The following is a 10436-nucleotide window of genomic DNA, read 5'->3' on the forward strand; positions in this document are numbered from 1 at the left end:
GCTACCCCAGCACCCGCAGCGCCGGGACGAGGGTGACCATGAGCGGGACGGCCGGGACGAGCGCCGCGGTGGCCGTGAGGCGCCAGCGGCGCCCCACCGAGAGGCGGGAGGCCGGGGCCAGCAGCCGGTCCACCCGCTTCGGGACCTGGGCGAGCGCGCTGGGGCCGGGGCCGAACACCCCGCGGTCCTCGTTGAGTTCGACCAGCGCGAGCGCGGTGGTCGTCCGCCCGAAGCGCCGGGACGCGGAGTCGTCGGCGGCCAGCTCGACCAGCCGGTGCACCTCGTCGCGGAACGCCGCGAACATGGTCACCCGCGGAAAGCCGGTGGCCAGCGCGCCCGAGCAGTGCAGCAGCCAGTGGTGGCGGGCGCGAGCGTGGCCCTGCTCATGCGCGATGACGGCGTCCAGCCGACGGCCCTTGAGGCGGCGCAGCGCCGCCGTGGTGATGACGAGCTGGGGCGTGGTGCCCGGCAGCAACCAGGCGTCCGGCTTGTCGCCCTCGAGGACGACCAGGCGCTCCCCGCTGGGCTCCTCACCGGGCAAGACGGGGGAGCGGACGAGGAGTTCCGCGCGGTGCTGTCTGCGCCAGGCGCGGGCGCGGCCGATCTCGCGGGTGAGCATCACCGCGCTCCAGACGGCCCCGAGGGCGAGCACGAGGGCGATGGGCGCGGCCAGCGGCCCGTAGCCGGAGAGCGCGTACGCCTCCACCACGCCCTTGGGCGCGGGGGCGAAGACATTGCCGCGCACGGCCTCCCATGCGGCCGCGGCGGTGAGCGCCATGGTCAGCGCGCAGCACAACAGCACCCCGACGACCACGCACTGCCACACCCATAGGGCGAGCACAGGTTCGCGGTCGATCCAGTCGGAGCGGGACAGCAGGCGCGGCGCCATTGCCGCCGCCAGTGCGCCGAGGCCCATCAGCGCGAACGGGACCAACATGGCGGTCACCCTATGATCGCGAAGCTCCGGCCGGGTACGGTCACGACGGGGAAGTGACGCATACCACGGTGCGACTACGGGTGGGGCTATGGCCCGGCCCGCCGCCCGTTCACACGGTCAGCAGCATTGCGAACATCCCTATCCCCATCGACAGCCTGCAGGCATGCCGCAGCTCGGGCCGCCGTGACCAGCCGATACCGGACGAGCCCGCCCCCGCGTCGGCCCCCGCATCGTCCACGGCCCCGCCCCCCGCGCCGTCCAGTGCGCCGTCCGTCATCGGTACGAGTCGCAGCCCGGACCGTACGACGTAGACCGCGAAGTACACGAGCAGCACCCCGGTCAGCAGCGGCACCCCGCCCGCCATCCGGCCCGGTGCCAGCTGGCCGGTGTGGTGGTGGCCGCTCGTGGTGCCCGTCATCATCGCGAGCGCCATATAGACCATCGCGAGCGACCCGATGGCGTGATGCAGACGGTGCCCCGGAAAGCCCGCGCCGCGCACCACCGGCAGCAGAGCTCTTACGGCGGCCACGGCGAAGACCGCCGCGAACGCGGGCGGACCCCATGGCCGCGGGTCCAGCACGGTGGAGGGCACCGCCATCGCCGCCATCCCCCACCCCATCAGTGCCTCGGCGCCCGCTACCCGCCGCCCCGGCCCGGGCGGCTCACCGCGCATCTGAAGCAGACAGTAGGCACCCGTGGCCGCGCACAGCGCGACCAGCAGCCAGCCGACGAGCGGAGCTCCGTGCACGGCACACCTCCCGAAGGGGGACGTAATACCAGGAGACATCCCCTGCCGCGGCGCCACACACGGGAGCGCATGGACGCAGTTGGGGAGCGCGAGGCGCGCGGAGTGGCAGGGGGCGCGAGGCGCGGTATGGCACCGTGAGAGGTGCGGCCCGTGGATCAAGCAGGCCCCCGCCGCACCAGGGGACGTGAACAGCCGTTCTACGAAGAGGAGAGCCCGTGTCGAATCCACCGCTTCCCGAGGCCGCGGTCGCCATGCTCAAGAAGCCCAACCCGGCCGTGATCGCGACGATCCGGTCCGACGGCCAGCCGGTCTCCACGGCCACCTGGTACCTCTGGGACGACGGCCGGGTCCTGGTCAACCTGGACGAGGGCCGCAAGCGGCTCAGCCATATCCGCAACGACCCCAGGGTCTCGCTCACCGTGATCGACGAGGCGAACTGGTACAACCACATCAGCCTCATCGGCCGGGTCGTGGAGCTCCAGGACGACGAGGACCTGTCCGGAATCGACCGGCTGTCCCGGCAGTACCTCGGGAAGGACTACCCGCAGCGGGACCGCGGCCGGGTCAGCGCCTGGATCGAGATCGACCGCTGGCACGGCTGGGGCGAGCACAAGGAGAGCAGCCAGCCCGGCTGATCCCCCGGAACCGCCCGCCGTCCGCCCCACCACCCCCGGCCCCCGCGAGCCGGGGCGGGCGGGCGGACGGCGCCAGGGCGGCCGAGCGGCGACAGGGCGCCCGGCCGCTGTCGGGCGATGTGTGCGTAAGGCTTTGAGGAAGGAGTCAGGGCCGGTAGCGCATCGGATGGTCCTCGGGGACCTCCACGACCGCGATACGCACGCCGTCCGGATCCGCGATCCACATCTCCACCAGCCCCCACGGCTCCTTCTTCGGCGGGCGCAGCACCTCGACCCCCTGCGCGGTGAGCTCCTTGTGCGCCGCCGCCGCGTCCGCGACCTGGAGCCACAGCTGGAGGCCCGGGGCGGGCGGGGTGTCGGAGCGGCCGGAGACCTCCAGGAAGCCCCCGCCGAGGAAGTAGACCGTGCCGCGCTCGGGGCCCGTCCCGAACTCCCGGAAGATCGCGAGACCCAGGGCCTCGCCGTAGAACGCCCGGGAACGCTCGGGGTCCGTCGGCCGCAGCAGAATGCGACTGCTCAGTACGTGAACCATGCCGCGACCTTACGCAACCCGACCTGCTTGGGGCAGGTTAAGGTCACTTTGCCACCACCACCGACCGCCCCCACCCCGCCCCCGAAGGGACCCTTCCGACGCCATGGACACCGCGGACGCCACCGTACGAGCCACCGCCCCGCTCGCCTTCCGCCCGGCCACCGAGGCCGATGTGGACGCGCTGGTGCCGCTGATCGAGTCGGCCTACCGCGGGGACGCCAGCCGCGCCGGATGGACCACGGAGGCGGATCTCCTGGCCGGGCGGCGCACTGACCCGGAGGGCGTCGCGGCCGTGGTGCGGGACGAGAACAGCCGCATGGTGATCGTCGAGCGGGACGGTGAGCTGATCGCCTGCTGCCAGCTCGAGCACCGCGGGGACCACGCCTACTTCGGCATGTTCGCGGTCCGGCCAGCGCTGCAGGGCGGGGGCCTGGGCAAGGCGATCCTCGCCGAGGCCGAGCGGTTCGCGCGGGCGGAGTGGGGTGCGACGGAGATGCATATGACGGTGATCACCGCCCGTGAGGAGCTGATCGCCTGGTACGAGCGGCGCGGCTACGCCCGTACCGGCGAACGGACCCCGTTCCCGTACGGCGATGAGCGGGTCGGCGTGCCGCGCCGCGCCGACCTCGAGTTCGAGCTGCTGGTCAAGCCCCTCGACTGAGCGCCGCTTACGTCGTACGGGTGAAGGCGGCCCGCGAGGGCGTCACGCCGTGAAGCGCGCCGCCCGCCGGATCTCCGGGAAGTCGGTGGTGGCCCCGTCCAGGCGGAGGCCGCGGACCAGCTTCAGATGGTCGGGGGTGTTCACGGTCCAGCCGATGACCCTGAGGCCGGCGGCGTGCGCGCGCTCCACCAGCTCCAGGGTCACCCTGCGGATGTTCAGCACCAGCATCCCGGCGTCCACGGCGTGTGCCCGGTCGATCACATCGAGGCCGAAGCGGCTGGCCACGAGGGCGGTGCGGGCGGTCGGGAGCAGGCTGCGGATCTCGGCGAGTGCCTCGTCGTGGAAGGACAGGACGTCCACCCGGTCCAGCAGATCGCGGCCGGTCAGCACCTCCGCCAGCGCCCGGGCGGCCGCCGTGTCCTTGATCTCGGCCTGGAGGGGCGCCTTCACGGCGTCCACGACCTCCTCGAAGACCGGGATCCGCTCACCCTCCCCGGCGTCCAGCTCACGCAGCTCCGCGAGGGTGAAGTCGCTGATCGAGCCCTTGCCGTCGGTGGTGCGGTCGACGTCCGCGTCGTGCATCACCACGAGCGCGCCGTCCTTGCTGAGGTGCAGGTCCAGTTCGATGACGTCCATGCCCTCGTGCTCGGCGCGGACAAAGGATCGGAGGGTGTTCTCCGGCTCGACGCCCATCACTCCGCGGTGTCCGATGGTGAGAAAAGTCAACGCTGTCTCGCTCTTCTGACGGCCCTTGACGGCCTTCGTCGGGTCGTCTTCGTCGGGTCGGGGGGAGGCAGTGGGGAGGCAGATTCGTCGGCTCTCGGCGGGCGGGCCGCCGGACCGGCGCACACCCTACCGGCCGCTCATGACAGGACTGCTCAAGCGGGGCCGTGGCATGAGCCGAGCCGATGGGGGCAGGAAAAACTGCGGTGGTGCGGGTGTGGCGCAGGATGATTTCCCGTACCGTCGCTTGAGCGAGGGGGTGTCCGATGGATACGGTGGTCGTACGCAAGTTTCTCCGGTGAAGGAGTGGTCATGACGGAAATTCTTTCGTCCCCGATAGCTGAAGGTGTCGTTCTGCCTGCAGAGCGTGTGGTCGAACATCCGGCCTGGCCGACCCTCAAGGACGCCGTCGAAACGTTTCGCCCATGGCAGTCGAAGGACGGCTCCATCGACTTCGACGCCGAGGGCGCACCCACCCGCGAGACCGCCGCGGCGACCATCGCCCGGGTGATCGAGGCCATCGAGGGGCTCGCCCCGCTGCTGCCGCACGACGCCGACTACCACCGGGCGGTCGTCGCGGATCTGCGCCGCTGGGCCGAGGACGGCTTCGGCGTCCCCGACTTCCTCGACTCGCTGCTCGCCTTCCAGCCCGCCCGCACGCGCGCCGACGGCCTCCAGCACCTCGTGGTCTTCCCCATGTACACGCAGAACGGCAACCCGGACCGCAACCTGGAAGCCGTGGTGCTGCGCATGGTCTGGCCGGACTGGCTGGCCGAACTGGAGCGCACCCGCTATGACAACCCGCTCTACTGCGGCCTGGCCTTCGAGGACTTCACCTCCGGCTACGACACCAACTCCGCGGTGCTCTTCCCGGAGACCATCGCCGTCCGTGAGGCCCCCGAGCGGTTCACCTGGGGCGGCATCTTCTGCGACCGCGAGGCGGCCCGCTTCCGCCGGGTCAGCGATGCCGCGGTTCGGACTCTGGGGCTCGAACTCCCCGAGGACATCCGGGACATGCTCGCCGACCAGCGCCGCTGCCAGGAGGCGTTCGCCCTGTGGGACATGGTCCACGACCGTACCCACAGCCATGGCGACCTGCCGTTCGATCCCTTCATGATCAAGCAGCGGCAGCCGTTCTGGATGTACGGACTGGAGGAGCTGCGCTGCGACCTCACGGCCTTCAAGGAGGCCGTGAAGCTGGAGGCCGAGGGCGTCGCCCAGGGCCGTGACGTCCAGTACGCCGTGATCTTCGACCGGATGTTCCGGTTCCCCGTCACCGGCGCGCGGGTCCGCAACTACGACGGGCTCGGCGGCCAGTTGCTCTTCGCCTACCTCCACCAGCACGACGTCGTACGCTGGACGGACAACACCCTGCATATTGACTGGTCCCGCGCCTCGCAGGTCACCAACCAGCTGTGCGGCGAGATCGAGAAGCTCTACCGCGACGGCATCGACCGCCCCAAACTGGTCCACTGGTTCAAGGCGTACGAGCTGGTGTCGACGTATCTCGCACCTCACCCCGGCTCGGTCTGGGCCAAGGGCCCGGAAGCCCTGGACTTGACCCAGCCGCCGCGCAAGCTCGTCGATGACGTGCTCCCCGACGAGTTTCCGCTGAGCATGTTCTACGAGGCGCTTGCGAAGAAGCTGCGTGACGTGGTCGCCTCCACCAAGGGGATCACGGCCGGCAGCGACCTACCGGCGGCGGCATGAGCCCCGCGACGGCGGACGGCCGCCGTGCGGGGAAGGACGAGGAGGCAGCGAGCATGACCACACCGACGTCGAGCCCCAGCCCGAACGAACCGGGCGAGCGGCCGCTGGACGGCGCGGTGGTGGCGGTGGCCGGCGCGGCCGGCCCCGCGGGGCGGGCCACACTGCTCCGCCTCGCCGAGGCCGGTGCCACCGTCGTCGCCTCCGACTCCGACCCGGCGCGGCTGGCCGAGGCCGTGGACGCGGCGCGCTACGCCCACGGCGGCGCCAGCGTCACCGGCGAGACGGTCGACCTGCTCGACCTCGACGCCGCCCGCGCCTGGGCCGACCGCACCGAGAAGGAGTTCGGCCGGGTCGACGGGCTGATCCACCTGGTCGGCGGCTGGCGCGGCAGCAAGACCTTCGCCGACGCCCCGCTCGCCGACTGGGACACCCTGCACAATCTGCTGATCCGGACCGTCCAGCACACCTCCCTGGCCTTCCACGACGCCCTGCTGCGCAGCGGCAAGGGCCGCTTTGTGCTGATCAGCGCGGGGGGCGCGGCCCGGCCCACCGCGGGCAACGCCGCGTACGCCGCCGCCAAGGCCGCCGCCGAGGCATGGACGCTCGCGCTCGCCGACTCCTTCCGCAAACTGGGGGGCGAGGGCGCCCCGTCGGCGGCCGCTGCCATCCTGGTGGTCAAGGCGCTGGTGCACGACGCCATGCGGGCGGAGCGCCCCAACGCGAAGTTCGCGGGCTTCACGGACGTCAAGGAGCTGGCCGAGGCCATCACCGGACTCTGGGACCAGCCCGCCCAGGAAGTGAACGGAACCCGCCTGTGGCTGACCCCCAAGCCGTGAGGACCGACGCCCGTCGCCACCACGACCCCGAAGTGAGCGGCTTCGCCAGCGACAACTACGCCGGCGCCCACCCGGAGATCCTCGCCGCGCTCGCTCTCGCCAACGGAGGCCATCAGGTCTCCTACGGCGAGGACGACTACACCGCGCATCTGCAGTTCGTCATGCGCAGCCACTTCGGCCCGCACGCACAGGCGTTCCCGGTCTTCAACGGCACCGGTGCCAATGTCGTCGCCCTGCAGGCACTCACCGACCGATGGGGCGCGGTCATCTGTGCCGAGACCGCACATATCAACGTCGACGAGTGCGGGGCGCCCGAGCGCGTCGGAGGGCTGAAGCTGCTCACCGTCCCCACCGAGGACGGCAAGCTCACCCCCGAGCTCATCGACCGCCAGGCATGGGGCTGGGAGGACGAGCACCGGGCGATGCCACAGGTCGTCTCGATCGCCCAGAACACCGAGCTCGGCACCGTCTACACGGTGGACGAGATCCGCGCCATCTGTGATCACGCCCACGAGCGCGGGATGAAGGTCCACCTCGACGGCGCCCGGATAGCCAACGCGGCCGCGTCCCTGGACGTGCCGATGCGTTCGTTCACCAACGCAGCGGGCGTCGACATCCTGTCCTTCGGCGGCACCAAGAACGGGATGCTCTTCGGCGAGGCCGTCGTCGTCCTCGACCCGGGCGCGGTGGGCGCCATGAAGCATCTGCGCAAGCTGTCCATGCAGCTCGCGTCCAAGATGCGGTTCATCTCCGTCCAGCTGGAGGCCCTGCTCGCCCGCGATCTGTGGCTGCGCAACGCCCGCCACGCCAACACCATGGCCCAGCGGCTGGCCGACGGCGTGCGCTCGGTGGACGGAGTGAAGATCCTCCACCCGGTCCAGGCCAACGCGGTCTTCGCCCGCCTCCCGCACGAGGTGAGCGAGCGCCTCCAGAAGCGCTACCGCTTCTACTTCTGGGACGAGGCCGCGGGCGATGTGCGCTGGATGTGCTCCTTCGACACCACGGAGGAGGACGTGGACGGCTTCATCACCGCCGTCAAGGAGGAGATGGGCCGCTAGGCCCTGTCCGGCGGATCTTCGCGGGCCCGCGACGCCTGGCACGGCGCCCCCAGCTGCCGCTGGGAGGTGCCCCCGGCCGCGTTGTCGGGATCGTCCGAGTACGACCCGGTACGAGGACGACCCTCCGCCTTGCGATGCTCCCCCAGCTACCGCTGGGAGGTGCCCCCTGCACCAGACGCCGCGGGCCCCGCGGCGGCAGCCGCTGATGTCACAGGCGCGAAGATCCACCGGACAGCACACCTAGGCCCTCCGTGGGTGCGGTACGCGCGGGCCGCCGGGGCCGCCCGCGCAGATTTCGTTACCGGCCCCGGTCCAGGGCCAGCGCCTCGGCCGGAGTGGGAGCGGTGCCGCCCAGATGGGCCGGGACCCACCAGGTGTCGTCCGGGCCCTTGGGTCGCACCGGATACGCCCGCTGCGCCGCCTCCAGCAGCTCCTGCACCCGGCCGCGCAGCCGCTCCGTCAGGGTGTCCGAGGGTTCGGTCGGGTCGGCCTCCATCGGCTCGCCGATCCGCATCGTGATCGGGAAGTGATGGCGGCCCAGCGCCCGCTTCTGGCCCTTGGTCCACAGTCGCTGCGTGCCCCACAGCGCCATCGGCAGCAGCGGGACGCCCGCCTCCTGCGCCAGCCGGGCCGCGCCCGACTTGAAGTTCTTGAGGGCGAACGACCGCGAGATCGTCGCCTCCGGGAAGACCCCGATGATCTCGCCGGAGCGCAGCGCCCGCAGGGCGTGCTTGTACGCGTCCATGCCCGCCGCGCGGTCCACCGGAATGTGCTTCATCGCGCGCATCAGCGGCCCGGAGACCTTGTGCCGGAAGACCGACTCCTTCGCCATGAACCGCACCAGCCGCTTAGACGGACGGGCGGTCAGCCCGCAGAAGACAAAGTCGAGATAGCCGATGTGGTTGCTCACCAGAACCGCGCCGCCCGCCTGCGGGATATTCTCAGTGCCCTTGATGTCGAAGCGCAGATCGAGCGCCTTGAACATGGTGCGGGCCATGCCGATCACCGGCGGGTAGACGAGCTCTGCCATTGAGGACCCTTCGTCGTATGCCCTGGGAGGGTTCTCCCGGCGGAAGTTACGCGGCCGTAGGTTTCCGGCTTCTGCCAGATGGTGCCCGATGTCGTCTCGATGTGCTACCGGACGGCGCCGCCCGGCCAAGAGATCCTCATCACGTCAGGGGGCCTCCGGGGAATCTCCGGGCCGCGCGCAACGCTGCACGAGGGAGGTCCGATCGGGAGGAGACAGGTGCGAGACGGCGATGGAGGCCGGCGGCTGGGCGCCGCCGAGCTGGGCGCGGACCTGGGGGAGCGGGCGACGCTGCTCCAGTTCTCCAGCGCCTTCTGCCAGCCCTGCCGGGCCACCCGGCGGACACTGTCCGAGGTGGCCGCGATGGTGGACGGGGTGGCGCACCTCGAGATCGACGCCGAGTCGCGGCTGGAGCTCGTCAGGGCCCTGGGCATCGCCCGTACCCCCACCGTGCTGGTGCTCGACGCGGCCGGGCGAATCGTGCGGCGGGCCTCCGGGCAGCCGCGCCGGGCCGATGTCATCGCCGCTCTGGGTGATGCCGTGTGAGCCACCGCGCCCCGGACCCACTTGACGGTCCGCACCCGACGTGGCCAGGCTGAACATCATGCGGCCTGGACTCCTTCTCTGCGGACGTGTGCACGAGGACCCGGTGCGGACCGCCGGCGCACGGTGTCCGGGCGGGTGAGCGAACGACGACAAACACCGCCCCCCGCCCGTACCTCCGGCAGAAGGACAACTCCATGACGGCAACGCACGACCTCGGTACGTCCTCGCTCGCGACGTCCGACCTCTTCCGCTCCGTCTTCCGCCGGCACGCCTCCGGCGTCGCCGTGATCACCGCCCGGGGCACCCGCCCCGTCGGCTTCACCGCCACCTCCCTCGCCTCCGTCGCCGCCGAGCCGCCGCTGCTCTCCTTCGGCGTGGGCAGCGGCTCCTCGAGCTGGCCGGTACTCTCCGAGGCCGAGCACGTCGGTGTCCACATCCTGGGCGAGCACCAGCGGGAGCTGGCCGCGACTTTCGCGCGCAGCGGTGCCGACCGCTTCGGACCGGCCACCGACTGGCGCTCGGGACCGGAGGGCGTACCGGTGCTGGACGGGGTGCTGGCGTGGCTGGTGTGCCGGGTGGTGGCCCGTATACCCGCCGGGGACCACCGGGTGGTGATCGGCGAGGTGACCACGGGCACCGCGGCTGGGGCGGGCCGTCCGCTGCTGTACCACCAGGGGGGCTTCAACGCGCTGCGCGACTGAGCCGCGCCCTCCCACCGGCGTGCGCTCCTCGCGCTGATCGCCGCGTTGGCAAGGTCACAGTTCACGTGGCTTGCGCCCGGGGAATGAGCTGGGTGTACTGACGAGTAATATTTTGCTGCGGTGCATGGGCCGCCCCGGCAGGAAACCGCCCGCGGTACCGCCCGGGTCCCGCCCCCGAAGGCGCCTATGCTGCCAGCAAGAAGGCAGCTCGGTAGAGACGATGCAGTAGGAGAGCCGGCGTGAGCTTGAGGATCGTTGTCTGTGTGAAGTACGTGCCCGACGCCACCGGCGACCGGCACTTCGCCGAAGACCTGACCGTCGA

Annotated in this window: 12 protein-coding genes and 1 pseudogene; 8 read left to right on the forward strand and 5 right to left on the reverse strand. The window is 71.4% G+C overall.

What is annotated here, in order from left to right; all coding sequences use genetic code 11:
- Position 1 precedes the first annotated feature (1 nt).
- Complete coding sequence (locus tag ACFYOY_RS39245) at positions 2-937, reverse strand: M56 family metallopeptidase (RefSeq protein ID WP_351904009.1); 936 nt, start codon at positions 935-937, stop codon at positions 2-4.
- A gap of 109 nt (positions 938-1046) precedes the next feature.
- Positions 1047-1685 carry a DUF5134 domain-containing protein gene (locus ACFYOY_RS39250; protein WP_388592426.1) on the reverse strand — a complete coding sequence of 213 codons (639 nt, stop codon included), beginning with the start codon at positions 1683-1685 and terminating at the stop codon, positions 1047-1049.
- A 215-nt stretch (positions 1686-1900) separates the two neighbouring features.
- On the opposite strand from ACFYOY_RS39250, the gene ACFYOY_RS39255 reads away from it, so the two are divergent.
- Entirely contained in the window at positions 1901-2320 is a 420-nt protein-coding gene (locus tag ACFYOY_RS39255) for a PPOX class F420-dependent oxidoreductase (protein ID WP_351904003.1), read from the forward strand.
- Positions 2321-2465: 145 nt separating this feature from the next.
- Here ACFYOY_RS39255 and ACFYOY_RS39260 read toward each other — a convergent pair whose 3' ends face one another.
- Entirely contained in the window at positions 2466-2852 is a 387-nt protein-coding gene (locus tag ACFYOY_RS39260; RefSeq protein WP_351904000.1) for a VOC family protein, read from the reverse strand.
- Positions 2853-2955: 103 nt separating this feature from the next.
- Between ACFYOY_RS39260 and ACFYOY_RS39265 the strand changes: the two genes are divergently transcribed.
- On the forward strand, positions 2956-3513 hold the full coding sequence (locus ACFYOY_RS39265; RefSeq protein WP_351903997.1) for a GNAT family N-acetyltransferase: 558 nt from the start codon (positions 2956-2958) through the stop codon (positions 3511-3513).
- 42 nt (positions 3514-3555) lie between these two features.
- Here the strand turns inward: ACFYOY_RS39265 and ACFYOY_RS39270 are convergent, their stop codons facing one another.
- The gene (locus ACFYOY_RS39270) at positions 3556-4239 is read right to left on the reverse strand and encodes a glycerophosphodiester phosphodiesterase family protein (RefSeq protein WP_351903994.1); all 684 of its coding nucleotides are present in this window, start codon (positions 4237-4239) and stop codon (positions 3556-3558) included.
- A gap of 309 nt (positions 4240-4548) precedes the next feature.
- Here ACFYOY_RS39270 and ACFYOY_RS39275 point away from each other — a divergent pair, with 309 nt between their 5' ends.
- From ACFYOY_RS39275 to ACFYOY_RS39285, 3 genes are read left to right on the forward strand one after another with little or no spacing between them, the layout of a single operon-like run.
- Positions 4549-5946 carry a DUF6421 family protein gene (locus tag ACFYOY_RS39275; protein ID WP_351903991.1) on the forward strand — a complete coding sequence of 466 codons (1398 nt, stop codon included), beginning with the start codon at positions 4549-4551 and terminating at the stop codon, positions 5944-5946.
- Between the two features lie 53 nt (positions 5947-5999).
- The gene (locus ACFYOY_RS39280; protein WP_351903988.1) at positions 6000-6782 is read left to right on the forward strand and encodes an SDR family NAD(P)-dependent oxidoreductase; all 783 of its coding nucleotides are present in this window, start codon (positions 6000-6002) and stop codon (positions 6780-6782) included.
- A complete protein-coding gene (locus tag ACFYOY_RS39285) occupies positions 6779-7840 on the forward strand; it encodes a low specificity L-threonine aldolase (protein WP_351904105.1) in 1062 nt (353 codons plus the stop codon). Before ACFYOY_RS39280 ends, ACFYOY_RS39285 begins: the two co-directional genes overlap by 4 nt.
- Positions 7841-8138: 298 nt before the next feature.
- Here ACFYOY_RS39285 and ACFYOY_RS39290 read toward each other — a convergent pair whose 3' ends face one another.
- The gene (locus tag ACFYOY_RS39290; protein WP_351903985.1) at positions 8139-8870 is read right to left on the reverse strand and encodes a lysophospholipid acyltransferase family protein; all 732 of its coding nucleotides are present in this window, start codon (positions 8868-8870) and stop codon (positions 8139-8141) included.
- 183 nt (positions 8871-9053) lie between these two features.
- Between ACFYOY_RS39290 and ACFYOY_RS39295 the strand changes: the two genes are divergently transcribed.
- From ACFYOY_RS39295 to ACFYOY_RS39305, 3 genes and pseudogenes are all read left to right on the forward strand, one after another.
- The gene (locus tag ACFYOY_RS39295) at positions 9054-9413 is read left to right on the forward strand and encodes a thioredoxin family protein (protein ID WP_351904102.1); all 360 of its coding nucleotides are present in this window, start codon (positions 9054-9056) and stop codon (positions 9411-9413) included.
- 194 nt (positions 9414-9607) lie between these two features.
- Positions 9608-10114, forward strand: coding sequence for a flavin reductase family protein (locus ACFYOY_RS39300; RefSeq protein ID WP_351903983.1), 507 nt, complete (start codon positions 9608-9610; stop codon positions 10112-10114).
- Positions 10115-10353: 239 nt separating this feature from the next.
- Positions 10354-10436, forward strand: a pseudogene (locus tag ACFYOY_RS39305) (electron transfer flavoprotein subunit beta); the annotation flags it as partial.

It is taken from the genome of Streptomyces sp. NPDC007875, from assembly GCF_042868035.1.
Taxonomy (GTDB): Bacteria; Actinomycetota; Actinomycetes; order Streptomycetales; family Streptomycetaceae; genus Streptomyces; species Streptomyces antimycoticus.

Coding starts and splice junctions, on each gene's coding strand:
- ACFYOY_RS39290 (WP_351903985.1), bottom strand. CDS start 8,870: ATGGCAGAGCTCGTCTACCCGCCGGTGATCGGCATGGCCCGCACCATG.
- ACFYOY_RS39280 (WP_351903988.1), top strand. CDS start 6,000: ATGACCACACCGACGTCGAGCCCCAGCCCGAACGAACCGGGCGAGCGG.
- ACFYOY_RS39275 (WP_351903991.1), top strand. CDS start 4,549: ATGACGGAAATTCTTTCGTCCCCGATAGCTGAAGGTGTCGTTCTGCCT.
- ACFYOY_RS39245 (WP_351904009.1), bottom strand. CDS start 937: ATGTTGGTCCCGTTCGCGCTGATGGGCCTCGGCGCACTGGCGGCGGCA.
- ACFYOY_RS39300 (WP_351903983.1), top strand. CDS start 9,608: ATGACGGCAACGCACGACCTCGGTACGTCCTCGCTCGCGACGTCCGAC.
- ACFYOY_RS39265 (WP_351903997.1), top strand. CDS start 2,956: ATGGACACCGCGGACGCCACCGTACGAGCCACCGCCCCGCTCGCCTTC.
- ACFYOY_RS39260 (WP_351904000.1), bottom strand. CDS start 2,852: ATGGTTCACGTACTGAGCAGTCGCATTCTGCTGCGGCCGACGGACCCC.